Source organism: Kribbella sp., from assembly GCF_035687465.1.
Classification (GTDB): domain Bacteria; phylum Actinomycetota; class Actinomycetes; order Propionibacteriales; family Kribbellaceae; genus Kribbella.
This window is the reverse complement of the sequence record NZ_DASRXP010000320.1, coordinates 1-25513: the sequence shown is the minus strand read 5'-3', so window position 1 is coordinate 25513 and position 25513 is coordinate 1. Positions and strand designations below refer to the sequence as shown.

Annotated in this window: 25 protein-coding genes; 9 read left to right on the top strand and 16 right to left on the bottom strand. The window is 67.4% G+C overall.

Translation table 11 applies throughout. The features are described 5' to 3' along the window. Positions 1-4 precede the first annotated feature (4 nt). From VFG33_RS16345 to arfA, 6 genes are all read right to left on the bottom strand, one after another. Positions 5-907 (bottom strand): glycoside hydrolase family 43 protein, encoded by a 903-nt coding sequence (locus VFG33_RS16345; protein WP_325053722.1) that lies wholly within the window; start codon positions 905-907, stop codon positions 5-7. 86 nt (positions 908-993) lie between these two features. Then, on the bottom strand, positions 994-3225 hold the full coding sequence (locus tag VFG33_RS16340; RefSeq protein WP_325053721.1) for a family 43 glycosylhydrolase: 2232 nt from the start codon (positions 3223-3225) through the stop codon (positions 994-996). A 27-nt stretch (positions 3226-3252) separates the two neighbouring features. After that, a complete protein-coding gene (locus VFG33_RS16335; RefSeq protein ID WP_325053720.1) occupies positions 3253-4080 on the bottom strand; it encodes a carbohydrate ABC transporter permease in 828 nt (275 codons plus the stop codon). After that, positions 4077-5045 carry a carbohydrate ABC transporter permease gene (locus VFG33_RS16330; protein WP_325053719.1) on the bottom strand — a complete coding sequence of 323 codons (969 nt, stop codon included), beginning with the start codon at positions 5043-5045 and terminating at the stop codon, positions 4077-4079. Before VFG33_RS16330 ends, VFG33_RS16335 begins: the two co-directional genes overlap by 4 nt. A 2-nt stretch (positions 5046-5047) precedes the next feature. After that, positions 5048-6376, bottom strand: coding sequence for an ABC transporter substrate-binding protein (locus VFG33_RS16325; protein ID WP_325053718.1), 1329 nt, complete (start codon positions 6374-6376; stop codon positions 5048-5050). Continuing rightward, the gene (gene arfA, locus VFG33_RS16320; RefSeq protein WP_414672960.1) at positions 6373-7881 is read right to left on the bottom strand and encodes an arabinosylfuranosidase ArfA; all 1509 of its coding nucleotides are present in this window, start codon (positions 7879-7881) and stop codon (positions 6373-6375) included. The genes VFG33_RS16325 and arfA overlap by 4 nt, the downstream gene beginning before the upstream one ends. Before the next feature lie 169 nt (positions 7882-8050). On the opposite strand from arfA, the gene VFG33_RS16315 reads away from it, so the two are divergent. Further along, positions 8051-9052: a LacI family DNA-binding transcriptional regulator gene (locus tag VFG33_RS16315; protein WP_325053716.1), complete on the top strand. Its 1002-nt coding sequence runs from the start codon at positions 8051-8053 to the stop codon at positions 9050-9052. Here VFG33_RS16315 and VFG33_RS16310 read toward each other — a convergent pair. Both VFG33_RS16310 and VFG33_RS16305 read right to left on the bottom strand, forming a co-directional pair. Continuing rightward, a complete protein-coding gene (locus VFG33_RS16310) occupies positions 9049-10686 on the bottom strand; it encodes a M14 family metallopeptidase (protein WP_325053715.1) in 1638 nt (545 codons plus the stop codon). The genes VFG33_RS16315 and VFG33_RS16310 overlap by 4 nt on opposite strands. A 167-nt stretch (positions 10687-10853) precedes the next feature. Further along, positions 10854-12005 (bottom strand): FAD-dependent oxidoreductase, encoded by a 1152-nt coding sequence (locus tag VFG33_RS16305; RefSeq protein WP_325053714.1) that lies wholly within the window; start codon positions 12003-12005, stop codon positions 10854-10856. A 108-nt stretch (positions 12006-12113) separates the two neighbouring features. Between VFG33_RS16305 and VFG33_RS16300 the strand changes: the two genes are divergently transcribed. Continuing rightward, the gene (locus VFG33_RS16300) at positions 12114-12710 is read left to right on the top strand and encodes a TetR/AcrR family transcriptional regulator (protein ID WP_325053713.1); all 597 of its coding nucleotides are present in this window, start codon (positions 12114-12116) and stop codon (positions 12708-12710) included. 1 nt (position 12711) lies between these two features. Here the strand turns inward: VFG33_RS16300 and VFG33_RS16295 are convergent, their stop codons facing one another. Together VFG33_RS16295 and VFG33_RS16290 are read right to left on the bottom strand one after the other, a co-directional pair. After that, on the bottom strand, positions 12712-13452 hold the full coding sequence (locus VFG33_RS16295) for a rhomboid family intramembrane serine protease (RefSeq protein WP_325053712.1): 741 nt from the start codon (positions 13450-13452) through the stop codon (positions 12712-12714). A gap of 103 nt (positions 13453-13555) precedes the next feature. After that, positions 13556-14098 carry a peptidylprolyl isomerase gene (locus VFG33_RS16290; RefSeq protein WP_414672959.1) on the bottom strand — a complete coding sequence of 181 codons (543 nt, stop codon included), beginning with the start codon at positions 14096-14098 and terminating at the stop codon, positions 13556-13558. Positions 14099-14329: 231 nt separating this feature from the next. Between VFG33_RS16290 and VFG33_RS16285 the strand changes: the two genes are divergently transcribed. After that, positions 14330-15136, top strand: a complete 807-nt coding sequence (locus VFG33_RS16285; protein WP_325053711.1) for a DUF5324 family protein — start codon at positions 14330-14332, stop codon at positions 15134-15136. A gap of 74 nt (positions 15137-15210) precedes the next feature. On the opposite strand, the gene VFG33_RS16280 is transcribed toward VFG33_RS16285, so the two are convergent. Both VFG33_RS16280 and VFG33_RS16275 read right to left on the bottom strand, forming a co-directional pair. Further along, positions 15211-15624, bottom strand: coding sequence for a hypothetical protein (locus tag VFG33_RS16280; RefSeq protein ID WP_325053710.1), 414 nt, complete (start codon positions 15622-15624; stop codon positions 15211-15213). 218 nt (positions 15625-15842) lie between these two features. Beyond that, a complete protein-coding gene (locus VFG33_RS16275) occupies positions 15843-16337 on the bottom strand; it encodes a methylated-DNA--[protein]-cysteine S-methyltransferase (RefSeq protein WP_325053709.1) in 495 nt (164 codons plus the stop codon). 227 nt (positions 16338-16564) lie between these two features. On the opposite strand from VFG33_RS16275, the gene VFG33_RS16270 reads away from it, so the two are divergent. From VFG33_RS16270 to VFG33_RS16260, 3 genes are all read left to right on the top strand, one after another. Next, positions 16565-17473 (top strand): DUF4328 domain-containing protein, encoded by a 909-nt coding sequence (locus VFG33_RS16270; RefSeq protein WP_325053708.1) that lies wholly within the window; start codon positions 16565-16567, stop codon positions 17471-17473. Between the two features lie 205 nt (positions 17474-17678). Beyond that, positions 17679-19784 carry a DUF4328 domain-containing protein gene (locus VFG33_RS16265; protein ID WP_325053707.1) on the top strand — a complete coding sequence of 702 codons (2106 nt, stop codon included), beginning with the start codon at positions 17679-17681 and terminating at the stop codon, positions 19782-19784. Positions 19785-19796: 12 nt separating this feature from the next. Beyond that, on the top strand, positions 19797-20579 hold the full coding sequence (locus tag VFG33_RS16260) for a sugar phosphate isomerase/epimerase family protein (RefSeq protein WP_325053706.1): 783 nt from the start codon (positions 19797-19799) through the stop codon (positions 20577-20579). Here the strand turns inward: VFG33_RS16260 and VFG33_RS16255 are convergent. Continuing rightward, positions 20576-21004 (bottom strand): PPOX class F420-dependent oxidoreductase, encoded by a 429-nt coding sequence (locus VFG33_RS16255; protein WP_325053705.1) that lies wholly within the window; start codon positions 21002-21004, stop codon positions 20576-20578. The genes VFG33_RS16260 and VFG33_RS16255 overlap by 4 nt on opposite strands. Before the next feature lie 75 nt (positions 21005-21079). Here VFG33_RS16255 and VFG33_RS16250 point away from each other — a divergent pair, with 75 nt between their 5' ends. The 3 genes from VFG33_RS16250 to VFG33_RS16240 all read left to right on the top strand — a co-directional run bounded on the left by VFG33_RS16250 (position 21080) and on the right by VFG33_RS16240 (position 23173). Then, positions 21080-21667 (top strand): TetR/AcrR family transcriptional regulator, encoded by a 588-nt coding sequence (locus tag VFG33_RS16250; RefSeq protein WP_325053704.1) that lies wholly within the window; start codon positions 21080-21082, stop codon positions 21665-21667. Beyond that, positions 21667-22587, top strand: coding sequence for an aldo/keto reductase (locus tag VFG33_RS16245; protein WP_325053703.1), 921 nt, complete (start codon positions 21667-21669; stop codon positions 22585-22587). Before VFG33_RS16250 ends, VFG33_RS16245 begins: the two co-directional genes overlap by 1 nt. 325 nt (positions 22588-22912) lie before the next feature. Beyond that, the gene (locus VFG33_RS16240; protein ID WP_325053702.1) at positions 22913-23173 is read left to right on the top strand and encodes a GlsB/YeaQ/YmgE family stress response membrane protein; all 261 of its coding nucleotides are present in this window, start codon (positions 22913-22915) and stop codon (positions 23171-23173) included. 31 nt (positions 23174-23204) lie between these two features. On the opposite strand, the gene VFG33_RS16235 is transcribed toward VFG33_RS16240, so the two are convergent. The 3 genes from VFG33_RS16235 to VFG33_RS16225 all read right to left on the bottom strand — a co-directional run. Beyond that, positions 23205-24272 carry an S-adenosylmethionine:tRNA ribosyltransferase-isomerase gene (locus VFG33_RS16235; RefSeq protein WP_325053701.1) on the bottom strand — a complete coding sequence of 356 codons (1068 nt, stop codon included), beginning with the start codon at positions 24270-24272 and terminating at the stop codon, positions 23205-23207. Beyond that, entirely contained in the window at positions 24269-24988 is a 720-nt protein-coding gene (locus tag VFG33_RS16230) for an SDR family NAD(P)-dependent oxidoreductase (protein WP_325053700.1), read from the bottom strand. The genes VFG33_RS16235 and VFG33_RS16230 overlap by 4 nt, the downstream gene beginning before the upstream one ends. A 111-nt stretch (positions 24989-25099) precedes the next feature. Continuing rightward, positions 25100-25513 (bottom strand): discoidin domain-containing protein (locus tag VFG33_RS16225; RefSeq protein WP_325053699.1); only part of this gene is annotated, 414 nt, incomplete at its 5' end.

Sequence of the window (25513 nt, the reverse complement as noted above, 5' to 3'; positions counted from 1 at the left end):
GTGGTTAAGGCGAGGCTGGGTTGGTTTTGAGGGGTGGTTGGACGGTGGGAGTGTCGGCGGTCCAGGTGAGTTCGGAGAGCCACATGGTGCGGCCGGGTGGGTCGGAGCCGACTAGGGCTGGGTCCCAGGCGTGGTAGATGAACCAGTAGCGGTTGTCTTTCTGGAGGACCATGTTGTGGCCAGGGCCGGCGGCGTCGGGGGAGGTTGTCAGGATGGGGTCTCCTGATTTGGTGCAGGGGCCCGTGGGTGTTGCGCAGAGGGCGTGGCCTACGGCGTAGGTCTCTTTGTCGTAGGCGTTGGCGGAGTAGAAGAGGTGGAACTTGCCTTCGCGTTCGACCATGTACGGCGCCTCGACGAGATTGCCCTCCCACGGCAGCGTCTGCTTGATCAGGCGGATGGTCTCGCCGATCAGCGTGAGGCCGTCGGGCGAGAGCTTGGAGACGTAGATCCAGGTGTCGACGCCGATCGCGTTGCCGTCGTTCTTCCAGTAGAGCCAGCGTTGTCCGGTCGAGTCGGTGAACGGGCTCGCGTCGATCGAACCACCCTCGTCCGCCTGACAGATCAACGGTTTGCTCGACTTGTCGACAAAGGGACCTTCCGGCCTCGACGCCACCGCGACGCCGATGCATTGCCGCTGCGACTCGTCATCCGCGGTCGTGTAGTACATGACGTAGCGATCAGCAGCCTGTACTGCGACTTCGGGCGCCCACACCTTCCCCGGCGAACTCCAGGCGGGGAGCTCCGGCAACGCATCGCCCACCTGGTCCCACGTCACCAGGTCAGCGGACTTCAGCGTCTGGATGTTGCCGAGCGGCCCGTTCGTGGCGAAGGCGTAGTACCCGTCATCTACCGCGATCACGTGCGGATCGGCAAAGTTGTTGTCGTACACCGGATTCGTGAAGCCCATCGCTGCCCCTTCGCTAGGACTACTGGGGTCGCCACCGCCACAGCCGATCAGAGCCAGCAATAACAGCAGCGCCCCCAGTAGACCCCTCACTTGCTCGTGTAGAACCGCAGGTAGTCGAACGTTGCGACCGGGGGCGGGTTGGAGCCGGTCTGGTCGCCGTGCGCGTACAGCCCGAGCTGGGGCGTCGCCCCGGCCGGCAGTACCCAGGAAGCACCCCAGGTCCACTTCACTCCGTCGGTGCTCGTCCCTGCCCGATAGACGTGCTCTCCGGCAGCATTGCGGTTGTAGGCAAGCCGCATCCACAAGGTCGACGCCTGACGACCGATCGCAGCACCGCCGTAGCTGGTCGCGCCGTCTGAACGCGCCACCAGTTCACGACCGAACTCGGTCTGCCTCGTCCGCCAGATCGCCACGTCACCGAGGCGGGCGAAGTCGTCGTCGTTCAGGTACGCGATCATCCCGGCCTGCTGGTAGTTGCGGATGTCGCCCTCGCCCAGATCGAGGTGCAACTTCGTCTCCGCGATCCAACTGTTCCCGGCAGGAGTGTCGTGGAAGAGCAGCCCCGCGTTGTTGCCGGAGCCGACCAGATCGGTGTTCTGCAGCGGCCAGGACAACTTGCCATCAGCAACGACTGCCTTGGCGTCGGGCCGTACCCAGTTCCACCCGGGCTCGAGCCCACCACCGTTGAACTCGTCGCCTGCCAGCAACTTCCCTGTCTCCGGTACTGCGGCCAACCGGCGGACCGGTGTTGCCACGGCCCGTACGGTCAAGTTGTCCAATTCCGCCGAGCCCAGCCAACTCACCGGAGCCGACCGCACCTTCAACCCCGGTACTACGAGTCGCGCCTCGGCGTAAACGTCACCGAGCCCGACATCGTTCGCCCGGGCCGTCACGGTATCCCCGGACACCTGGACGCTGAGCCTGTTCCACTGTGAGCGGTCGAAGTCCGCAGGCAGCACCGCAGTCGCAACGCGGCCACCGACCACAAGGCTGACCTTCGTCGCCGAGACCGTCGCGACGACCGATCCGCCGCCGAGCACCGTGGTGAAGGACTGACTGCCGAGCCGCACGTCAGCGTCCACGCGGAGCGAGCCACCGGGTGCGGACTGCTTGGTCGCAGCGACGCCGCGGACAGCAGCACTCGGACCGCCAAGCTGGTCACCAGCCAGCCTGGTCGCACCGTGGATGCCTGGGGCCGGGTCCGTCGAGTTGATCCCCGCTGCCGATCCTGTGGTGGGCGCGGGCTGCGGTGTCTCCGACGGCCCGAGCCCGGCCCGCGTGCGGGGCCAGCCGTCGATCCAGTCGATCCGGTCGATCAGCATCGGCCGGCGGTTGATCCCGAACGGGTCGGTCAACCACGGGGTGCCGCGGTCGATCGCGTGGTAGACGATGTGGTCCTGGCCGGCCGCGTCGGTGAGGAACGCGTGGTGGCCCGGACCGATCCACTTGTTGCCGTTCTGGGTGATCACGGTGGTGCCGCCGACGCGCGACTCGTTCAGGCTCGCACCGGTGGCGTCCAGGAACGGGCCCTTGGGAGACTTGGACCGGCCCGCGAAGACGGAGTACCCGGTGGTCGGCCCGGCACAGCAGTTCATCGAGGAGCCCATCAGGTAGTACCAGCCGTCGCGGTAAACGACGTACGCGCCCTCGTAGCGGTCGCCGACGGTCACCTGGGTAGGAGTACCAACTGCGTGCAGACCGTCGGAGGAGAGTTCGGTGACGGAGATGCCGCCGTAGAAGCCGCCGCTGTACATGTAGCGCTTGCCGTCCGCCGCAGTCAGCATGGCGGGGTCGATGGTGCCGAAGAAGCCGCCGTTGCCGTCTGGCTTCGGTGCGACCACCGGGCCGTCGGTCGCGATCCAGGGGCCGGTCGGTGTGGGGGCGGTGGCGACGCCGATCGCGGGATCCCCACCGGGGTTGGCGAGGGTGTCGGTGACGGTGAAGTACATGACGTAGCGGCCGTCGAAGTAGCGGATGTCCGGTGCCCAGAAGAACGAGCCCGGTGCGGCCCACGCGGGCTTGGTGGCGTCGTTGAAGACCGTGCCGAGGTACTCCCAGGAGCCGAAGTCCTTGGTCCGGGCCATGTGCATCAGGCCGAAGGGGCCATTGGCAACCAAAGGATCGGAGGTGGCGTAGGCGTACCAGTAGCCGTCGCGTCCCTGGATCACGGACGGGTCGGCGAAAGTGTCGGCGAAGGATGCTGAGATGGCGTTGGTGGTGGTGGCTGCCGGAGCAGGCGGGGCAGCGACGGCGGCCGTAGTACCGGCTGTCACCGCGGCCACAGCGAGTGCTGCGGCGAGGAATTGTCTAGGAGGCACGGGCGGGTCCCCTCTCGAAGAACTGAATCAACCTTTGATGCCGCTACGAGCGACACCTTCGATCACGTAGCGCTGGACGAAGACGTAAAGGATGAGGACAGGGACGGCGGCCACGGTCGCGCCGGCCATGATCACCGGGTAGTCCGTGGTGTAGGCGCCCTGCAGCAGACTCAGACCGGCCGGCAGGGTGAGCCGCTCCGGGCTGAACAGGACGTAGAGCGGCCAGACGAAGTCGTTCCAGTTCGACAGGAAGGAGAGCACGGTCAGGGTGGCGAGTGCCGGTTTGGCGTTCGGCAGGATGATCCGGGTGAAGATGATCCAGGCGTTCGCGCCGTCGATCTGCGCGACCTCCTCGAGTTCCTTCGGGATGGCCAGGAAGAACTGCCGCATGAAGAAGACGCCGAAGGCACCCGCCGCGCCGGGAACGACCAGCGCCCACAAGGTGTCGAGCCAGCCGAACCTGTCCATCAGCAGGTAGTTCGGCATCAGGAAGACGAAGCCGGGCACGAACAGCGTCAGCATGATGACGCCGAAGATGGTCCGCTTGAACGCGAATTCCATCCGGGCCAGCGCGTAGCCGGCCATCGACGCCACCACCACGACCACCAGCGCGTGCAGGCCCGCCGCGGCGAAACTGTTCAGCGCCCAGCGCAGGACCGGGTTCTGACCGCCCGTGGTGAGGATCTCCCCGTAGGCGCGCCCGGTCGGATCCTGCGGTACCAGGGTCGGCGGCGAGGCCTGCGACTCGCCGATCGACTTGAAGGAGGTGATCGCCATCCACAGCAGCGGGGCGATCACCAGTACGGTCAGCAGGATCACCAGGATCCAGAACGCGACGGACGGCCGGCGCCTCATGCTTTGCGCTCCCTCAGCAGCAGGAAGGCGATGATCGAGACGACCGCCAGGCACAGCGCCAGCAGGTAGCTCATCGCGGTCGCCTGGCCCATCCGGAACTGGCTGAAGCCGGTGTCGAGCATCACCATCAACGCGGTTCTGGTCTCGTCACCCGGCCCGCCCTGGGTGATCAGCGTCGACTGGCCGAACATGTTGGCGCTGGCCAGCAGGGTGATGGTCACGATGAACACGCTCACCGGCCGGAGGCCCGGCAGGGTGACGTTGCGGAACTGCTGCCACTTGTTCGCCCCGTCCAACTCGGCCGCCTCGTACTGCTCGGCCGGGATGTCCTGCAGACCGGCGAGGTAGATGATCGAGTTGAAGCCGGCGGTCCACCACACGGTCACCCCGACCAGCGCGATCCACGCCCACGGCTGGTCGGTGGTCCAGCCGATCTCGCCGATGCCGAACACCCCGAGGAACGCGTTCAGGATGCCGAAGCTGGTGTCCAGGATGTAGCGGAACATCAGTCCGACGACCGCCACGCCCAGCACGAAGGGCGCGAAGTACACGGCCCGGAAGAAGGTCCGGCCCGGGAAGTGACGGTTCAGCAGAACGGCCAGACCGAGTGGCAACCCGACCAGGAAGGGCACCGACGCGAGCGTGAAGATCCCGGTCGCCCGCATGCCGTGCCAGAACGGCTCGGCGGTCGCCGACAGCGGGTCGAACAGGTCCTTGTAGTTCTGCAGTCCGACGAACGGCTTGCCCGGCAACTGGAAATCCCAGTCGTGCAGGCTCATCCAGAAGCCGAAGATCGCCGGCCCGATCACGAACAGCAGAAACAGCAGTAGATAAGGAGCAAGGAAGAGGTACGGCGTCGCCCGGCCGTACCCGCGCACCCCCGTCGAAGCGCGGGTACGGCGCTTGCGGACGGCGCCTGCGCTGGTATCGGCCACCGGCGTGGCAGGAGGTGCAGCGGTGGGCATCCTTATGCGCCGTACTTCTTGCGGTTGGCCTCCAGAATCTTGTCGGCCCGGGCCGACGCGTCCGCCAGCGCCTTGCCGGGCTCCGCCTTCAGCAGCACGGCCTCGTTGACGGCCTTGTTCAGCTCGGCCAGCGCGTCACCGATGCCGGGAACGGGTGGCGGGAAGTGCAGGTCGTCGATCTGGGTGGCCAGCGAGGCCTGTTCCGGCAGCGCCTTGAACTCGGCGGACTCGCGGACCTGCTTGCGGGCCGGCACCTGGCCGCCCTTGGCCCACTCGAGCGACTTCTGGCTGACGTAGCTCACGAACACCCGGGCGGCGGTGGACTTGTTCTGGTCCGGCGTCTTCAGCTTCGGCAGGCAGAACTGGTGCGACCCGGCCCAGGCGGCCTTGGTCCCGCCGATGTTCGGCAGCGGAGCCACGCCCCACTCCAGGCCCTTCTTCTCCTTGAACGTGTTGATGTTCCAGATGCCGTTCCAGACGAAGGCGTTCTTGCCGTTCATCACCGCGATGTTGTCGGCGTCCTGCGCGACGTTCTTCGGGCTGTGTCCGTTCTTCACCAGGTCGACGAACCAACTCAGCCCCTTGACGCCAGGCTCCTCGTGCCAGGTCGCCTTCGACGACTCCGGGTTGAACAGTTCGCCCCCGAACTGCCACAGCAGCGCCTGGACACTGAGCACGCCGGTGAACTGGAAGGGCGTGGCCCAGTGGCCTTGGATTCCCTTACCCTTCAACGCGTCCAGCGCCGCGGCGTACTCGTCGGCGGTGGTTGGCGGCTTGGCCGGATCGAGACCGGCCTGGGTCATCAGCTTCTTGTTGTAGAAGAACCCGAGCGGGTGCACGTCCAGCGGGATGCCGTACCGCTTGCCGTTGTACTCGCCGGCCTTCCAGACGACATCGGCGAAGTCTTCCTGCTTGAGCTCGAGTGCCTTCGCCACGTCGTCCAGCGGCTCGATCACGTTGCGCGCCGCGTTGGTGGCGAGCGAGTCCACGTGCATGATCGCGACCGCGGGACCACGGCCACTGCCGACCGCGGTCGGCAGCTTGGTGTAGTAGTCGGCCCACTGCATCACGGTCATCTTGACCTTGATGTTCGGGTGCTCGGTGTTGAACTGGTCGACCAGCCGCTTCATGAACGGGCCGTCGCCGCCGGTGAAGCCGTTCCAGAAGTCGAGTTCGACGTTCGGTCCGTCGTAGCCCTTCGCACCGCCGTCGCCGGTGGCCGGGGCCGCGCCGGGCTTGCCGGACGACCCTTCGCCGCAACCGGCCAGGATGCCTGCCGCGCCCAATGCTCCGATACCACCCAGCACGAGTCGCCGGTTGATGGTGTTCACCGTGTACCTCCAGGGGAGAGCCTGATCATGTGCCACGAGGCAGGGGGCAACGTGGCCGTGCAGATGCCATGGGTGACCGTGGTGCCATCCAGTTCGCGCGGGACCACCCGATCGGGGTCGTCGGCGGTGTTCACAGCGGCCCGGTCGTCGTCGTACAGAGCCAGGTGCTCCGTCAGTTCCAGCTCGCCGAAGCTGTGCAGGGGAACCTCCAGCCCGATCGTCTCGGTCTCGCTCCGGTTCACCGCGAACACGACCACCTCGCCGGTCTCGTCGTTGGCGGTCGCGGTGGTCCAGAGCGCAGAGACGGTACCGAAGGCCTGGGTGTCCACCTGCGGGCCGGCGACCTCGGTTCGTAGTACGCGATTGCCCGCGTGCCGCGCGGTCAGCGCGAAGGGGTGGAAGATCGTCTGCCGCCAGGCGCGGCCGCCCGGCTCGGTCAGGATCGGGGCGATCACGTTCACCAGTTGCGCCTGGCAAGCGATCTTCACCCGGTCGGCATGCCGGAGCAGGGTGATCAGCAGGCTGCCCACCACGACCGCGTCGTCGACGTCGTACACGTCCTCGATCAGGCCGGTGGCCTCGCGGATCTTCAGCCCGAGCTCGCCGGGGAAGCGGTCCTGGTACCAGACGTTCCACTCGTCGAACGACAGGGTCAGCTCCTTGTCGCTGCGCTTGAGCGCCTTCACGTGGTCCGCGGTCGCCACCACCGAGCCGATGAAGCGATCCATCCCCTCGGCGGCGGCCAGGAAGCTCGCCCGGTCATCGCCGGCCGGTTCGTAGTACGCGTGCAGGGAGATGTGGTCGACCAGGTCGTAGGTGCGCTCCAGTACCACGCGCTCCCACTCACCGAAGGTGGGCATGGACGCGTTGCTCGATCCGCAGACGACCAGTTCCAGGTCGGGATCGACCCGCCGCATCGCGTTGGCGGTCTCCTCGGCCAGCCGGGCGTACTCCTCGGCGGTCTTGTGACCGATCTGCCAGGGACCGTCCAGTTCGTTGCCCAGGCACCAGATCCGGATGTCGTGCGGTTTCTCGTGACCGTTGGCCACCCGGCGGTCGGACAACTCGGTGCCGGCCGGCAGGTTCGTGTACTGGAGCAGTTCGACGGCCTCGGTGATGCCGCGGGTACCGAGGTTGACCGCCCAGATCGGCTCCACCCCTGCTTTTCCGGCCCAGTCGACGAACTCGTCGGTGCCGACCTGGTTCGACTCGATCGCCCGCCAGGCCAGGTCGAGCCGCCGCGGCCGCTGGTCCTTGGGGCCGACGCCGTCCTCCCAGTTGTAGTTGGAGACGAAGTTGCCGCCGGGATAGCGAACCGCGGTGACGCCGAGTTCGCGGACCAGGTCCAGGACGTCGGTGCGGAAGCCGTCCTCGTCGGCGGCCGGGTGATCCGGTTCGTAGATGCCGGTGTAGACGCTGCGGCCCATGTGCTCGACGAACGAGCCGAACAAGCGCCGGTCCAGCGGGCCGACGACGAACGCCGGGTCCACGGCAAGGCGTGCCACTGTCACTGGATCAGTCCTCCCGCACGGTTTACATCGATTAACCTGGATTTCTACAACGATTGACATGCGCTGTAAAGACTTGGGCACCGCTGCTGAGGTTCTCGTCACCGGGCCGTGACCCGTTCCACGGCGTGGCACACTCGGCACAGCTTTGGTGGAAGGAGCTTGGATGGCGACAAGGTTGAGTGACGTGGCGGCTCGGGCCGGCGTCTCGGTGAAGACGGTCTCGAACGTCATCAACGACTACCCGCACATCACCGCGCAGACCCGGTCCAAGGTCGAGGCGGCGATCGCGGCGCTCGACTACAAGCCGAACCTCAGCGCCCGTTCCCTGCGCAAGGGCCGCTCCGACTTCATCGCCCTGGCCATCCCCGAGATGGCTTCGCCGTACTTCGCCGAACTGGGTGCCGCGATCTCCCGGGCAGCGAAGAAGCGGGGGATCACCGTGCTGATCGACCAGACCGAAGGTGAACTCGCGGCCGAGAAACTGGTGCTCGACGGGATGCGGGGGCAACTGATCGACGGGATCATCTTCTCCCCGATCACCACCACGCCGGCCAAGATCGCGTTGGCGGACACTGCGAAACCGCTCTTGCTACTGGGCGAACGGCACGCCGGCGGCACCTTCGACCACGTTGCCGTGGATTCGGTCCAGGCTTCGTTCGACGCGACCACCCACCTGATCTCGATCGGCCGCCGGCGCATCGCGGCGATCGGCGTCGGTGGCGGTGCGGGCACGGGAACCGTTCGCCGCAAGGGATATCGCAAGGCTCTCAAAGCCGCCGGACTGCCTCACGATCCGGCTCTCGAGCTGGCCGGAACGGGTTATCACCGCGAGGACGGTGCCGCTTCGATGCGTTCACTGCTCGAACTCCCGGAGCCGCCGGATGCGGTCTTCTGCTTCAACGATCTACTCGCCCTGGGCGCCCTCCGCACCCTGGCCGAGGCCGGGTTGTCCGTGCCGGGCGACGTTGCGGTGGTGGGTTTCGACGACATCGAGGACGGCCGCTTCCACTCGCCGGCTTTGACGACGATCTCACCCGACAAGGAGTGGCTGGCGGAGCACGCAGTCGGCGTCTTGCTAGAGCGGATCGCGGGAACCGGTGAGGCCGACCGCCGCGACCTCACCGTTCCCTACACCTTGCAGATCAGAGAATCCACCAGCGGCTAGAACACACTCGCGCAAGTGGTCAGGTTCGCGGTGACCGAGGCGCCGCGAGCCACGGTCACTTGCCGGGTCTCCAGTACCTGGCCGGTTGGGCGTTCACACGTCAGCGTCCACGACTCCGTGCCGCCTTGCTGGACGGTGATCGGTCGCGTCGACGGGTTCGCGTGGTACGTGTAGCTGCCGCCGGCCGGGACCACCATCGTCGTGTCGAGCACGTCGGGGATGTTGGTGCCGTTCCAGGTCTTGGTGTTGAACGACTTCTTCAGGCGCAGTACGGCGCCTGCCGGTCCGGACCCGGTGATGATCGAGTGGCGGGCCGGGTTGATCGTGCTCTCCGCGGCGATCAGGTAGGCCTCGCGGTTGCCCTTGCCTGCCGTGCTTCCTGAGCCGAAGTAGTAGTTCACCACGGTCGAGAAGGCCGGATGGAAGCTGCTGGTGCCGTGTTCGAAGGTGAACCCGAGCCCGCCGGTCGCGTAGTACGACCAGTCCTCGGTGGTCCCTGTGGTGTCGTAGAGCTGGTAGCCGAACTGGCTGGAGTACCCGTTCTGCGCGGCCATCTGATCACCGAGAGCCTTGTAGATCGCCTCGTCCGGGGTGTTCCCGGCGCCGGCGTACCCCGGCTCACGCAGTACGAGGTTCGAATAGGTGTGGTTGGTGATCAGCGTGGTCACCTGGTGGGCCGAAACGAGTGCCTGGATGTTCTTCGTCTCCGGCTCGCTGAACGCGCTCGGGCCGCGGTAGGTCTCGGACGTCAGGCTGCTGGACGCGCCCGGACCACCCCAGAAGCCGGAGTAGTTCCGGTTCGGGTCGACGCCGCGGGACCGGTTCGCCGACTGCGCGCACTGACCGGCGGTCGGAAGCTGGCCGTTGGTGATCCGGCAGTTCTTCCGCTTCATCTCGTAGCCCAGCGTGCGGCTCAGGTTGAACCCGTCGGGGTTCACCACCGGGACGAAGATCACCCGCGACTTGTCCAGGATGTTGGTGATCCGCGGGTCGACCCCGTCGTTCTTCAGCAGGTCGTAGGCGAACTCCATCGTCAGCTCACCCGACGGCCATTCCCGCGCATGGTGCAGCCCCATCATCAGGAACACGGGCTTCCCGCTGCTCGCATTCACGTCGCGGCTCACCTCGATACCGCGGACCGTGCGGTTCTCCAGCGAGGTGTTCCGCAGCGTGAACTGCTTGACCTTCGTCGGGTACTGCGACGCCAGCGCCGCCATGTCATTCGTGTAGTCGGCCAGTTGCCGGTACGCCGTGCGTCCGCTGGGCAACGTGGCTGCCACAGCCTTCTGGGCGGCTGCCTTCGCATAGGCGGCATCAGCTATCTCGCGTTCGCGGTCTGCGCCGACCAGGTCGTCCTCCAGCACGGACCAGGTGAAGCCGGCCAGCTGCAGCAGCCTGCGATCCTGGTTGCCGTAAGCAACGACGTCGACGTAGTCCCGGCCGGACGACTCGGCCAGGTCGAGGTCGAGGGTCTGCAGGCGCTTCTTGTCCACACTGGCCGGTGTCTTCACCCGGAGCAGCTGGATCAGTTCGGCCGACTCGTAGGCCTGCGCTTTGCGGTCGGGTGGCGCGGCGGCCTGGACCTGGCTGCCGGCACCGACGGCCAGTACGGCCGCGAGCGCGAGGGGGATCAAGCGGTTCCATCGGGCGGGATGGGACACAGTAACCTCCAGTAGTGAGGCGAGTGCGTTTTGTAACTGGAGGGTAAGGGCCGGGTTCGCCGCAAGGAAGCTGTTGTCTCAACTGATCGATAAAACATCCGAGCGAGGCGGTCAGGCAGTGGATGAGGAGAGTTTGCTCCTCAGCGGGGATGGATGGCGGAGAGTTGTTCCGCGAGCCCGCGGCGTACGGCCGGCAGGTACGAGGCCAGGCGCATCAGGACGTTCCGGGCCGGCCGGAGGGCGGCGGGGACGGTTGCCAGCTTGGTGAGTCGGTGGGCGAGCGCCACGACCTGCAGAGCCTCCGCGCGACTGGCGACGGCGTACTCGTCGAGCTTGTCCTCGCGACCTTCCTTCAGCGCCACCGACAACGCGTCGCCGAGATCGACCGCGTCACGAAGACCCAGGTTCATCCCCTGACCACCCGCGGGGCTGTGGGTGTGGGCGGCATCGCCGGCCAGCAGCACCTTTCCGTTGCGGTACCGATCGGCCACCCGCTCGTGGATGCGGAAGCGGGATCCCCAGATCACCTCGGTCACGCGAGCGGTCGTGCGCTGCGGCCCGCGGACATCGAGAAGCCGTTGCGCGTAAGCGATATCGAGCTGCTCCGGCGCCTGGTCGACCTCGGCCACCAGCCTGTACGAACCATCCGGCAGCGGAGCGACCACGAGCAGGCCGGCCGTCGAGAAGAACAGTTGCACCTCTTCCTGGGTCAGCCCGCGGTCGACCCGGACGTCGGCCAGGGAGAAGTTCAACTGCAGCGACTCGCCTGAGTACCCGAGGCCCGCGAGGTCGCGGATCGTGCTGTGCATGCCGTCGGCCGCGACGACGTACCGGGCGGAGATCACGTCACCGCTGTCGAGGGTGACCTCGGCACCAGTCGCGCTCTGGGTCACCGCGGTCGCGACGTACGGGCGGTGGACGCTGCCGCCGAGTTCCTCGAGGCGGTCGAGCAGGACCTGCTCGGTGACGTTCTGCGGGACCATCAGGGTGTACGGGTACTTGGTCGGCAACCGGTCGAAGCGGACCGGGATCAGCTCGCGGTCGCCGTCGCGGATGGTGAACTGCTCAGCCTGGATCCCCAGCGCCGCGAGACGGTCGGCCACGCCGATCCGCTCGAGCAACTCCAGGGTCCGCGCATGCACCACCGCGGCCCGCGAGGTGTTCGCCCCGGCGGCCTGCTTGTCCACCACGGTCACGTCGTGCCCGTGCCCAGCCAGCGACACGGCAACCGCCAGCCCCACCGGCCCAGCACCTACCACCAGTACGTCGGTCCGCTCCGGAATCCCAGTCATCGTCAGCTCCTCGTCCGGCTGGTCAACATCTGTTGGCCAACGTTTGTTGACATGACTGTAGCGAGCCGCATTTCCCATGTCAACGCTTGTTGACCTACTGTTGGCGGCATGACAGGAACAGCGCCCGAGGGCGGGGTCCGGCGGTCTGATGCGACCCGGGCCGGCATCCTCGCGGCAGCGCGGGAGCGGTTCGCCGCCGACGGGTACGAGCGGGCGACGATCCGGGCGATCGCAGCGGACGCCTCGATCGATCCGGCGATGGTGATGCGGTACTTCGGCAACAAGGAGAAGTTGTTCGCCGCGGCAGCCGAGTTCGACCTGCGGCTACCCGACCTGGCGGACCTGCCGCGGGACCGGATCGGCGCGGCGATGATCGAGCATTTCCTGAACCGCTGGGAGGGCGACGACACCCTGATGGCCTTACTCCGGGCCAGCGTCACCAACGAAGCGGCGGCCGACCGGATGCGTCAGCTCTTCCTGAGCCAACTCGGCCCGGCGATCGCCAAGATCACCGGCAACTCCCCGGACACTGCCGTCCGCGCCGGCCTGATCGCCACCCAGACCCTCGGCCTGGCCCTCTGCCGGTATGTGCTCGCTCTCGCACCTGTGGCGGACATGCCCCACGCCGCCGTGGTCAGCTGGCTAGGCCCCACCCTGCAGCACTACCTGACGTCGCCCAGCCCGACAGCGCCACCTGGGTCGTAGGTCAGGTCCGGGCTCTGCCTCGGCGGCGTTTGGAGTCCTGGAGGAAGATCCAGGCGACGGCCGCGCCGATGATGAAGCCGCCGAGGTGGCCTTCCCAGGAGATGTTCGGGACGATGAACGAGATCACCGCGGTGATCGCCACGTAGGCGAGGATCCAGGTGACATCCAGGCCTCGCGCCTTGCTGATCACCAGCAGCGCGCCGACCAGGCCCAGGACCGCGCCGGAAGCGCCGAGGGTGGCCCCGAACTGGTTGCCCAGCAACCAGACCGCGACACCGCCACCGAGGGCGGACAGCAGGTAGAGCAAGGCGAACCGCAGCCTGCCGAGCATCTGCTCCAACGGCGGGCCGACCTGGAAGAGCATGAAGAGGTTCGAGAAGATGTGGAAGATCTGGACGTGGGTGAAGGCCGACGTGAGCAGTCGCCACGGCTCGGTGTCCACCAGGGCCGGGACCAGGACCAGTTCGTTCACGACCCGGCTGCTGCCGGTACGCACGGCGATGAACACCAGGATGTTCAGACCGAGCATGGTCCAGGTGACGATCGGGGCGGTGCCCCGGGCGATGCCGCCCAGCGAGGTCCGGGTGCGCGGCACCGACCTCGCCCCGTCCGCGAAACAGGACGGGCACTGGAAGCCGACGGCCGCGTCGTTCATGCAGGACGGGCAGATCGGCCGGTCGCACCGTTGGCAACGGACGCCCGCGGGCCGGTCCGGATGCCGGTAGCAGACGGTCTCGGTCACGCCGTGGTCCTTCACAGTCAGGGGTTTCAGGATGGGGGAACTGTCAGTGGAGTCGTGAAGGCCGGCCGGCCGCAGGTGCGGTACGGCCGGCCCCCACGGTGGATCAGCTGCTCTTGCGCTCGATCTTGACGGCGTTGATCACGATCGGGTCGATCGGCCGGTCGCCCGACGCGGTCTTCGCGGTCGCGATCGCGTCCACGACCTTCTTCGACTCGTCGTCGGCGACCTCACCGAAGATGGTGTGCTTGCGGTTCAGGTGCGGCGTCGGGACCACGGTGACGAAGAACTGCGACCCGTTGGTGCCCTTGCCGAACTGGATGCCCGCGTTCGCCATCGCCAGCAGGTACGGGCGGTCGAACTGGAGCTCCGGGTGGATCTCGTCGTCGAAGCTGTAGCCCGGCGAGCCGGTGCCGGTTCCGAGCGGGCAGCCGCCCTGGATCATGAAGCCGTCGATCACCCGGTGGAAGCCGAGGCCGTCGTAGAAGCGCGCGGTGCTGGGCTCGCCCGTCTTCGGGTCGGTCCACTCCTTCGTTCCCTCGGCCAGGCCGACGAAGTTGGTCACCGTCTTCGGCGCGTGGTCGGGGAAAAGCCTGATGACGACGTCGCCCTTCGTCGTCTGCAGTGTTGCGAACAGTTCTTCGGCCACGGGGTTCACTCCTCATCGGTTACGGCTTACGGCTTCGATCCTGTCACGGGGGACCAAGACGGCCCAATCGAGGCGCCGGGGAGGCGGTCCTGCTCGGCCCGCGCCGTTTATCGGCTGGGTACGTCGTACGATGCAGACGAAGCCGGATTTGTCCAGAGCCGTACCAGCTCGTCCATACCGCCGATGGGCCAATGGAAGCCCGCGGGTCGCGGGCGCCACCGAGGAGGAACCGTGGTTTTAAGGAAGTCCAAGGGCCGGGTCGAGACCGCGAAGGATCGGGTCCGGCCGTACGCCGAATCGGCATCGCAGAAGGTCGGGCCGGTCGCCGGTCAGGTCCGGGACCACCTCGCACCGGCCATGGGCACCGCACGGGAGAAGGTGTCGCCGTATGCAGAGAAGGCCGTCGAGCGCGGTGCGACCATGGCCCACGCGGCTGCGGTGAAGGCCGGTCCGGTGATCGACGACGCCCTGAGCAAGGTCGGCCCGGCCACCGAGCACGCCGCTGAGAAGGCGCGCGAGCGGTTCAACGACGACGTGCTGCCGAAGGTGACCGCCGCCCTGGCGACCCTCGCGGCCGCCGCAGAGCCGGTGGTCGAGGAGACCTCGCGCCGGGGCAAGGCCACCAAGGCCGCGCTCAAGGGTGAGGTCGACGCCCCGAAGAAGAGCCACAAGCTGCGCAAGGTGGTGCTGTTCCTCGGCTTCGGCGCACTCGCCGCCGCCGCCGTGCGGAAGCTGCTCACCCCACCGGAGCCCGCGTGGCAGTCGACCCCGACCAGCGGCCGCGACTACAGTTCCGCACCCTCCGGTACTACGTCGCGCCCGGCCGCCGACAAGCCGGCCGGCACCGCGGCCGCGGGTTCGGCGACCACCGAGGCCAAGGACACGACGTCGGTGAACGGCAAGACCGACGCCAAGCCGGAGGACGAGGCTGTCGACGCGAAGACGGCGAAGACGTCGTCCAACGGGACCGCGAAGAAGGCGGCCACCAGTACCCGCAAGCCGGCCGGCCCGAACAGCACCAAGCCGACCGATTCCTGAACCAACCCGAACACCGCAACGGCGAAGGCCGCGAACCCTGCCAGGGTCCGCGGCCTTCGTCATACCGGGGTAGGTCAGCGGGTCAGTTCGCTGGGGGGCGGGTCGGACCTTGGGTCCAGGTCGCTGTTCTCGTCGGCCCAGAGGTTCTCGTCCGGCCCCAGGTCCTTGGCGTCAGCGTTGTCGTCGTCGGCCGAGGTGCGGTCGGGGCGGGTGATGGTGACGCGGCCCGCCGACAGCAACTGGGTCGCGTACCGGTGGGTGATGCAGGGATAGGTCCCGCCACAGTGCCGGCAGACGGCATCGTTGCGGTGCAGCCAGGGGAGCACACCGAACCGCTTGATCCAGGTCAGCGGCTCACGGTCGGGGGCGTGCAGTCGCATCGCCGATCGGGCCGCACTCTGGATCTCCGGCGCGGACCATTCCTCCGCGCTCTTGTCCATCAGTTCACTCAGGTCGGGATTGGGCGAACCGGACGAGGACTGGGTCATCTGTTTCGTCTCCGGGCAGGGGGCGGGCGGTGACAGGCGGAACTGCTGGCCGCTTGGCCGGCGCGGGGGGATCACCAGAGCGACCGTGGTGGAACGAGCGTTTGAAGTGTGTCAATGCGATTGCTCACGGCGACATTAGCGCCTGCCCGGCGCATGCCCGCCGACCGGGGTCGGCAAGCCCGAAGTACTGCCCTTTCGGCCCGTGAAAGGGCTTGCCGTCAGCCCCAGAGGGTCTCGAACGAGACCCGCGCCTCCAACTCGAGGAGATGGCGTTTGCGGGGGATGCCGCCGCCGAAACCGACCATCTTGCCGCCGGCCCCGACCACCCGGTGGCAGGGCACGATCACCGGGATCGGATTGTGGTTACACGCCACCCCGACCGCCCGGGCGGCCCCTGGGTCGCCGACCGCCTTCGCCACGTCGCCATAGGTCTGCATCTCCCCGTACGGGATCCGCTGCAACTGGCCCCACACCGCGCGCTCGAACTCGGACCCGCCGCGGACCGACAGCGGCAGGTCGAACTCGGTCAGCTCACCGGCGAAGTACGCCTTCAACTGCTCCTGCGCCGCGGCCAGCAGTCCGCCGGGCGGCACCGCGTCCGGCTCGACCGGTGGGTCGAGGTCGACGGCCCCGAACCGCACGCAACAAAGACCGTCGTCGTCCACAGCCAGGGACAGGTCACCGATGGGCGAATCGATCACAGACCAGCGCATCTGCTCATTCTCGCCCTCGGCACCGACAGTTTCAGGGCCACCCGGGCACGGCCACGGGGGTACGGAAGCGGCAGAATATGACCTGACCACCGGCGTCGGTCGTCGACACTCGGCAACGGTGGCAACACAATGTTCTCGCCCGATCACACCGTGTTGTGCTATCTCTGGCTCTTTGTGCAGTCCGGTCGCTCAACCCTGGCACCGGGCCCGGCGACGAGGGGGTGTCCGTGACCGGTCCTGCCGAACCCCCTCCGCTGCGGTTCCCGTCGTACGAGCCGCACGCCGCCGATCCACCGGCGAGCGACCGGACCTCGCGGGTGACCGGGCCGCCGGTGAACGAAGTACCAGGGCCATCCGCGGCAGATGCCGGAGGCAACGGGCTGAAGCGGACGCCCGGCGGCGCGCACCGGATGCCGAGCCGGCCGCCTGAGCCGCCGACGGATCGGTGGTTCAGCTCCGAGCGGGGGATGGGGCTGGCGGCATCCATCCTGATCGGTGCGGTCACGGTGCTGAGCTGGGCGACCGCCTGGTCGGACTGGAACTCGTACCGGACGCTCCGGCTCTACGACAACGACCCTGACAAGCTCGACCAGGCCGATCTGATCTCGGGTTCGCTCGGCATGGTCGCGGCGCTCGCGCTGTTCGCAGCCGCGGCGGTGTTCGTCGTCTGGCTCTGGCGGGTCCGGTGGAACGCGGAGATGTTCTGCCGCGGCGAGCACCGGTTCACCCGCGGCTGGGTGCTCGGCAGCTGGATCTGCCCGGTGGTGAACCTCTGGTACCCGAAGTGGGTGGTCGACGACATCGTCGCGGCCAGCGACCCCCGGACGCCGCCGCAGACCGCCACCCTGCGGAGCATTCCCGGCACTCGGCTGGTCTGGGCCTGGTGGCTCACCTGGACCGTCGGCCTGGTGCTCGACAACGTCGCCCAGCGCAGCGTCCTGGACGGTGCGCCGGAGATCGGCGAGCTCCGCCAGAACGCGGTGATGTCCAGCATCTCGGCAGCCAGTACGACGGCCGCGGCCGTCCTCGCGGTGCTCCTGATCCAGCGGGTGAACGAGCTCCAGGCCCAGCGGCAATGGGTTCCCTGGTGGGCCACCGGCGACTCGAACCCGCCGTACAAACCACTTGCCCCGTAAACCAAACCGTCACGGACCGTCGACTGCCTCGTTACAAGTGGTGATGGGCGTAAGAAAAGAACGCGTTAAGTCGATACCCTCCGTGCTGGGACTGACTCCACACGGGTACTTACTTCGTGGTATCAATGTGGCTCGGTCACGCGGGGGCAGGATTCGACCGAAACGCCGAACAGACGGAGTTCCAGCAACGCGAGGGACGCAAGACGTGAGCCACCCGCAACCAGCCGTCCTGTCTGCAGTAGAAGACAACGACACTTGGCAGCCGCATGCGGCTGAGGAGTTTCAGCAAGTCGGTACCGTCGGCAAGATCGCCATCGGTCTGCTCGGTGCCTCCACGCTCACGCATCTCATCTCGACCTGGTCGGACTGGAACACGTACGGCGTCGTGAACCAGTACCTCGGCGGCGGCCTCAACGTCGACGACGCGGACCTGAACCGCGCCGACGCGATCGCCAAGGTCACCGCGATCCCGAACGTCATCATCTCCGTCGCCGCCGCCGTGGTCTTCGTGATCTGGCTCTGGCGGTCCCGGGTCAACTCCGAGGTGTTCTGCCAGGCCGACCACCGCCGAAGTCACGGCTGGGTGCTGGCCAGCTGGTTCTGCCCAGGCCCGAACCTCTGGTATCCCAAGCAGATCGTGGACGACGTCTGGCTCGCCAGCGATCCGAAGACGCCGGTCTACATCGACGACCTGCGCCGGCTCAGGAAGCCCCTCCTCATCAAGGTGTGGTGGTGCGCCTGGGTCGGCGCACTCGTGTTCGACGTGGTGATCCGCCGCTTCCTGATGTGGATGGAGGCGACCGTCGGCTCGCTGCGCGGGATCGCCCTGGCCGGTACCGCGTCGCTGATCCTGACCGCCGCCGCCGCGGTCGGCGCGACGCTGGTGATCCGCCGGATCAACGCGATGCAGACCGAGCGCGAGTGGATCCCGTGGTGGGACCAGCGCGAGCCGAAGCTCACCGCGGTCCCGACCTACGAGGTCACCAGGGTTCCCACGTACGCCGAGGAGGATACCTCCGAGCAGGTCGCGATCGCCGAGCCGATCGCGGCTCCGGCCCGGCGGCTGGAGCTTCAGCCGGCGATGGCCGGCGGTGGCACCGAGGAGGCGCCGCAGTGGAGCCCGTTCGCCGAGGTCGTGGAGACCTGGCAGGACAGCGGACCCGAGACGCAACAGTTCAACCCGGCCGAGACCTGGCGGGACGAGCCCGGCCCGGTCGAGGAGGCCACGCCGTCGTACCAGCAGACGGCCTCCGGCCTGGAGACGCCGACCTGGTCGACGCCGTCGAGCCCGTTCACCCCGGCCGCCGACGACCTGCTGTCCGCGCCGCTGCCGAGCTGGCAGGCCGAGACCGTCGCACCGCCGTCGCTGTCGGTGGTCCAGCCGGACCCGTACTCGTACCAGCCGGCCGCCTACGAGCCGTCGTCCTACCAGCCGGCCGAGCCGGAGCCCAGTACGTCCTGGACCTCGACCTACTCCGAGGCGTCCTCATATGACACCTCCTCGGACTACCTGACGTCGTCGGAGCCGATCCCCGCACCCGAGCCGGAGCCCGCACCCGTTGCGCGCGCCGGTCGCCGGGCCGCTCGGGTTGCGGTCGACAGCCCGTCGACGATCCAGGCCGAGGCAGAGTCGGCCTCGAGCTACTACGAGTCGGCGCCGGTGTCCGACCCGGCCGACTACCTGACTCCGTCGAAGCCGCTGCCGCCCGTTCCGTCGTACGGGCCGGAGCCTTCGTACACCCCGGAGCCTTCGTACACCCCGGAGCCCGCTTACAGGCCGGAGCCGGCTCACACCCCGGAGTACAGCGCGGAGCCCACCTACGCGCCGGAGCCCACCTACGCACCCGAGCCGACGTACGCCGCGTACGAGGCCCCGGCGGCGTCCCCGAACTACGAGACCTCGTACACCTCGGACTACAGCTCGTCGTACTCGTCGGAGCCGACGACGTACAGCGCTGACTCGTACGGGTCGTCCTACACCCCGGAGCCGACCTACGAGTCGTACAGCTCCTCCTACGACTCGTCGTCGTACCAGCCGAGCTCGTACAGCGCTCCGACGGACTACAGCAGCGAGAGCTACGAGGCGACGTCGTACAGCCCGAACTACACGCCCGAGCCGTACACCAGCGACTACAGCGCCCCGACGGACTACAGCAGCAGCTACACCGAGCCGGTTACGCCGCCTGTCACCGAGTACCAGTCGCCGTACTCGTACGAGCCCGCCGAGCCGCCGGCCCCCGCGCAGCCCGAGCCCGAGCCGGAGACGACCACCACTGCCCCGCGCACCCACCCGCGCCGTCGCTGGGTCTGACCCGCCAACGCTTTGACCAACCTCGCCTTCTCCACCCTGGGCTGCTCCGGCGCCCCACTCGAGGCTGTGCTCGAGCTCGCCCGGAGCAACGACATCTCGGGCCTCGAACTGCGCACGGCGGATGACGAGTTCACCCATATCGGCCTCAGCACCACGCAGCGACGTGAACTGAAGAACCGCATCGACGACGCCGGTCTCGAGATCCTCGCGATCAACAGCTACGTCCAGCTCTGCGGTGTCGAGGAGCAACCACTCGACCAGCACCTCGACCTCGCCGCCGACCTCGGAGCCCGCGGCGTCCGCGTCTTCATGCGAGACGATTCCAGTACTGACAACGCCGGTACCGCGAACTCGCCGACAGCCGGGGAGTTCCGGGCGATGGACCGGATCACCCGGGCCCCCAAGGACGTGCACATCCTGCTGGAGACCCACGACTCACATTCCGCCGGTGCCCGGATGGCCGCGTTCTGCCGTTTCCTGGACCGGGACATCCTCGACCACAACGCCAAGGTGATCTGGGACAGCGCCCATACCTGGAGCCACGGCGAAACCCCGGCCGAGTCCCTCGAACTCCTCAAACCCTGGATCGATTTCCTCCAGATCAAGGACAGCGACTCCACCCAGAACTACAAGCCGGTCGCGATCGGCACCGGCGACTACCCGATCGCCCAACTCCTGCAGGCGATCCAAGGCACCGACTACTGGCTCTCCCTCGAGTGGGAACTGAAGTGGCACCCCCACCTCCCACCCCTCGCCGAAGCCCTCCCCGCCACCCGCACCTGGATCGGCGTCTAAGCGGCCTGGGTGGTGGAGTGAATGGTGCGATGGGGAGCAAAGTCTTCCTCATCGTGGTCGGTCGGTTCGCCGGCCAGATGCCAGCTCCAACTGATGGTCGGCGTGATCCGCAGATAGGTGCCGGGACCGAACTGCCCAGAACGGTCGATCACCTCAGCAGTCCCGTAGACCCTCAGGAACCGAGGGGACCACGGATCCATGGAGACCAGGTCGTCGATCACCAGCGCGATCTCCTGGTGACCGGCCCCCACGTTCAGCACCTTGCGGGTCCGCGCCGGATGGATGCCGCCACCGATGTAGAAGTACGTTCCGTCGTACTCGAAGCCGACCGGTACGACGTCCGGCTGACCGTCGGGACCGACCGTGGCGATCCGGCCCAGGGGTTGCGATTCCAGGTAGGCGAGCTCTTCGGCGGTGAAGGACATCGGGACTCCTCAGCGAGTAAGGTACAACGGTCGTTGTAAATTGGTACAACGACCGTTGTACCGCAAGGAGGGTGAGTGGACAAGCGGAGTGCGATCCTGCGGGGCGCGTTGACGGTCTTCGCGCGCGACGGGTACGCCCGGGCGAGCATCGACGTGATCGCCGCCGAAGCCGCTGTCTCCACGCGCACGATCTACAACCACTTCCAGGACAAGGCCGGCCTGTTCGGCGCGGTGATCCAGGAAAGCGCCACCCGGGTCGCCGCCGCCCAGCTCGAGATCGTCGACCGGCATCTGCGCAAGATCACCGACCTCGAAGCGGACCTGATCGAGTTCGGGATCGCCTGGCGCGCACCGATGCCGGATTACGCCGAGCACTCGGCGCTGGTCCGGCAGGTCAACGCCGAAGCCGGGCACATCCCCGCGGAGGCGATCGAGGCGTGGCAGCAGGCCGGACCACTCGCTGTCCGCCGCGCGCTCGCGGATCGCCTGGCCGCGTTCTCCACCGATGGCCTGCTGACGGTGGACGATCCACTGCGGGCCGCGCTGCATTTCTCGTTACTCATCAGCGGCACGAACCCGTCGTACCGAGGAGGACCTGTGGAAGACCTGACCGAGACTGTGACCAGCGGCGTGCGCGCCTTTCTGCACGGATACGGCCGCTGATGCGGTACCGGTTGTTCGGCCGGACCGGGTTGCGGGTGTCCGAGTTGTTCCTCGGCGCGATGCGGTTCGGTTCCGTCGAGCAGGCCCGCCCGATCATCGACCTGTACGCCGAAGCCGGTGGCAACATGATCGACACGGCCGACGCGTACGGCGATAGCGAGGACATCATCGGCGAGGTGCTCGCGGGACGCCGGGACCGGTTCGTGCTCGCGTCGAAGTACACGTTGCCCCGCGACAGTTCCGACCTGAACACGGGCGGCAACCACCGGAAGAACCTCAGGCTCGCCCTGGAGTCCAGCCTCCGCCGGCTGGGGACCGACTACCTCGACGTCTACTGGGTGCACTGCTGGGACCGGCACACCCCGATCGAGGAGACCGTGCGCGCCCTCGACGACGCAGTACGGGCCGGCAAGATCCTGTACGCCGGGATCTCCGACGCGCCGGCGTGGATCGTGTCGCGGGCGAACACCCTCGCCGAGTGGCGCGACTGGACGCCGTTCGCCGGACTGCAAGTGCCGTACAACCTGCTCCAGCGCGACATCGAGCGCGAACTCCTGCCGATGGCCGAGGCATTCGGCATGACGGTGGCGGCGTGGGCCCCACTCGCCCACGGGAAGTTGGCTCGGCCTGACTCTGATGATCACCCGGTACTGGCCGCGGTACAGGAAGTCGCCAAGGAGCTCGGGGGGACGCCGGCCCAGGTTGCGCTGGCCTGGACCCGCGCGCATTCACGAGCGATTCACCCACTCGTCGGCGCGAGCTCGACCGAGCAGCTCGCGGACAATCTCGCGGCGATCGACCTCGTCCTGCCGGCGGAATCCGTTCAGCGACTGGAGTCCGCCACCGCTTTCCAGCTCGGCTTTCCCGGTGATTTCATCCCGCCGGATCTGTTCGCACCCGATCTCGTGGACGGCCGTTGAAATCGAAATCAATTCGGCCTAGGCCACAATTCTGATTCGGTCTGGGCACGGCGCATGACGTCGGACACCACTCACTCGTCTAACCGTATGAAGTCCCGACGGGGGACCTCTTCGCAGGTAAGGACAGTCGTGATGAGTAGAAGTTGGTGGGCCAGATGAGCCCGCGGGCGGTGGAGAAACGAGCGCGACCGGGGAACGAAAGCGGTCCGGCGGCCGTCGGACCTCCGGCAGACCTCGCGGCGGTTGGTGGTGTGGAGGATCCTGGTGTCACGGCCTCCGACCGCCACGAGGCCGACGCACCGCCATCCTCGGAAGTGGAGACCTCATGATCGGATTCATCGTCGCCGGACTCATCATCGGAGCCCTGGCACGACTCTTCAAGCCGGGTAAACAGAACCTCGGCATCATCGCCACCCTGCTGCTCGGTCTGGCCGGCTCGGTCATCGGCGGCCTGGTCGCGAACCTGCTCGGCACCGGCGGCATCTTCGAGCTCAACGTGCTCGGCTTCGTCGTCGCGGTGATCGCCTCGGTCCTGCTCGTCGGCACCGCCGAGCAGCTGTCCGCCAAGCGCAGCATCAGCAAGTAGCGAGTAGCTGAACGGGTCCCCCGGGACCCGTTCAGCTCCGCAGCATCAGACAGGTGTCGCCGAACTCGTGCCAGAGGTAGCCGCGTTCGAGGGCGGCGTCGTACGCGTGTTGCACAGCGTTGCCCCCGACAACGGACTCGAGCAGCAGAAGGTGTGACGCGTCGGGCGCATGCATGCCGGTGATCAGGCCGTCCACTACCGCGGCGGGTCGCTCCGGGCCGAGTACTAGGTCCGTCCAACCGGCCGAAGCAGCCACGGATCCGTCAGGCCGAGCAGCTGTCTCGATGGCTCGTACTGCGGTGGTGCCGACCGCGATGACCCTTCCACCATTGGCTTTCACCCAGTTCACCAGCCGCGCAGTGTGCTCCTGTACTGCGTATCGCTCGGGCAGAGGTGGTTCGTGGGTCTCCAACGAGGAGACGCCACAGTGCAGCAGGATCGGCGCGATCAGCACGCCTGCGGCAGCAAGGTGGCTCACCAGTTCGAAGCTGAACGGCCTGCCTGCGCTAGGCATCTCAGCCGACCCCGGCTGATTCGCGAACACCGTCTGGTAGAGCGCAAGCGGCCAACGCTGACCCACGTACTTGTAGGAGATTGGCCTCCCGTTGCGGCGTAGGTAGCCGACTACATCCGGGGTAGGCGGCTGCGCTATCCACAGCCGGGTCAGGCCGGGCTGGTACGGCGCAACGAGGGTCAGCACGCCCTCTGGCAGTTCCACCTGATCGCCCACAGCACCACCGAACATGGGCGAACCGTTACTCCGCAGCTCGACCACCCAGTTGCCGTCGTCCAGCTCTGTGGAGAAGTGCACTGTGCCCAATACCTTCCCCGCCCCACCGCCCCAGTCGCCTGGCGCTACACCGGAACCCGTGATCCAGGAGCCGTCGACCGCGGCCGGCAAGGTGGCCGAGGTGTTCACCAGGAGCAGATCGCCCGGTCGGAGGTGTTCGCCGATCCGGTCGAACCGGGTGTGCGTGACGGCCGACCCCTCCGCGACCAACAGCTTCACCTGATCCCTGGCCAGCCCGCGAGCTTCCGGCGGTTCGACCGCGTTCAGCTCGTCGGGCAGGGTGAACCTGGTCTGTGGATGAACTCTCACGAAGCCACCGCCTGGGCGAACTCGGCCGCGCGGTACCGGCCACTGGCAGGCCTGCTGTCCAGCAACCGTAGGAAGGCCGGTACGACGACGGCGGGCTGCGGCCGGTCCGAGATGTCCTCGCCAGGGAAGGCCGCCTGGTGCATCGCAGTTCGCAGGTCGCCGGGGTCGACGGCGTATACAGCCAGCTCGGGGTGTTCCGCCGCGAGTACTGCGCTCGCGTGGTCGAGCGCTGCCTTGGCCGAGCCGTAGCCGCCCCAGCCTTCGTAGGCCTCGACCGCGGCGTCCGAGCTGATGTTGAGCACAATTCCGGCAGCGGCTGTCAGTTCGGGGAGGAATGCCTGGGTCAACGCGATCGGAGCGATCACATCCACCTCGTAGACGCGACGGAGCTCCTCCAGGTCAGCCGCTCCTAGTCGCTGCAGCGGGCTCGGGCCGAGGTAGCTAGCGTTGTTCACCAGCAGGTCGAGCCGGCCGAGTTCACCGACGGCGTCGACCAGGTCGGCGCGGTGTTCGGGATCGGTGATGTCGCCCGCGACCGGGACGACATCGGTCTGGCCGGCGAGTGCGTCGGCCGCATTCTTCAGCGCTTCCGCGCCGCGAGCGTTGATCACCAGTGCCCAGCCGCGCTCGGCCAGACCATGCGCGAGCGCCAGTCCGAGTCCGGCGGAGGCACCGGTGATCAGGGCGACAGGACGGGTCAGAGAGTCAGGAGTCATGCCCGCTACTCTCATACTTCAAGCGAGCTTGAGGTCAACCCCCCGGTCGCGGGATTCTGCTGAGCGAGGAACGGCCGGCCAGGGCAGTGGCCGGCCGCTCCGGTCAGTGCATCAGGAGCTGTAGACCTCGTACTCCGACAACTGGCCCGCCGGCCAACCGGTGTTGCCGGTGAAGGTCAGACGGACGTACCGCGTGCTCACAGCGGACGGCAGCGTGATCGTGGCCGTGTTCCCCGATGCCGCATCGAAGCTGCGACCCGCGGCCGCGGCCAGCTGGCTGTACGACGACCCGTTGGTGCTGCCCAGTACTGCGATGGTCTGGGTCCGGGCGCCCCAGGCAGAGTTCGGTGGAAGCTTCAGCACCAGACGCTTGACGCTCTGGTTGCTCCCGAGGTCGACCGTGAGCGACTGAGGCCACGAGTTGTTCGTGCTTTCCCAATAGCTGTTGGCGTTTCCGTCCACGGTGTTGCCGGCCACGTAGGTCTGCACAGAGCTGGTCGCCGTGACCGACCGGCCCGCCGCAAG

Excerpts from the sequence above, each read along its gene's own strand:
- VFG33_RS16345 (WP_325053722.1), bottom strand. The coding sequence starts at position 907 with ATGGGCTTCACGAATCCGGTGTACGACAACAACTTTGCCGATCCGCAC.
- VFG33_RS16335 (WP_325053720.1), bottom strand. The coding sequence starts at position 4,080 with ATGAGGCGCCGGCCGTCCGTCGCGTTCTGGATCCTGGTGATCCTGCTG.
- VFG33_RS16330 (WP_325053719.1), bottom strand. The coding sequence starts at position 5,045 with ATGCCCACCGCTGCACCTCCTGCCACGCCGGTGGCCGATACCAGCGCA.
- VFG33_RS16315 (WP_325053716.1), top strand. The coding sequence starts at position 8,051 with ATGGCGACAAGGTTGAGTGACGTGGCGGCTCGGGCCGGCGTCTCGGTG.
- VFG33_RS16305 (WP_325053714.1), bottom strand. The coding sequence starts at position 12,005 with ATGACTGGGATTCCGGAGCGGACCGACGTACTGGTGGTAGGTGCTGGG.
- VFG33_RS16300 (WP_325053713.1), top strand. The coding sequence starts at position 12,114 with ATGACAGGAACAGCGCCCGAGGGCGGGGTCCGGCGGTCTGATGCGACC.
- VFG33_RS16280 (WP_325053710.1), bottom strand. The coding sequence starts at position 15,624 with ATGACCCAGTCCTCGTCCGGTTCGCCCAATCCCGACCTGAGTGAACTG.
- VFG33_RS16275 (WP_325053709.1), bottom strand. The coding sequence starts at position 16,337 with ATGCGCTGGTCTGTGATCGATTCGCCCATCGGTGACCTGTCCCTGGCT.
- VFG33_RS16255 (WP_325053705.1), bottom strand. The coding sequence starts at position 21,004 with ATGTCCTTCACCGCCGAAGAGCTCGCCTACCTGGAATCGCAACCCCTG.
- VFG33_RS16245 (WP_325053703.1), top strand. The coding sequence starts at position 21,667 with ATGCGGTACCGGTTGTTCGGCCGGACCGGGTTGCGGGTGTCCGAGTTG.
- VFG33_RS16240 (WP_325053702.1), top strand. The coding sequence starts at position 22,913 with ATGATCGGATTCATCGTCGCCGGACTCATCATCGGAGCCCTGGCACGA.
- VFG33_RS16230 (WP_325053700.1), bottom strand. The coding sequence starts at position 24,988 with ATGACTCCTGACTCTCTGACCCGTCCTGTCGCCCTGATCACCGGTGCC.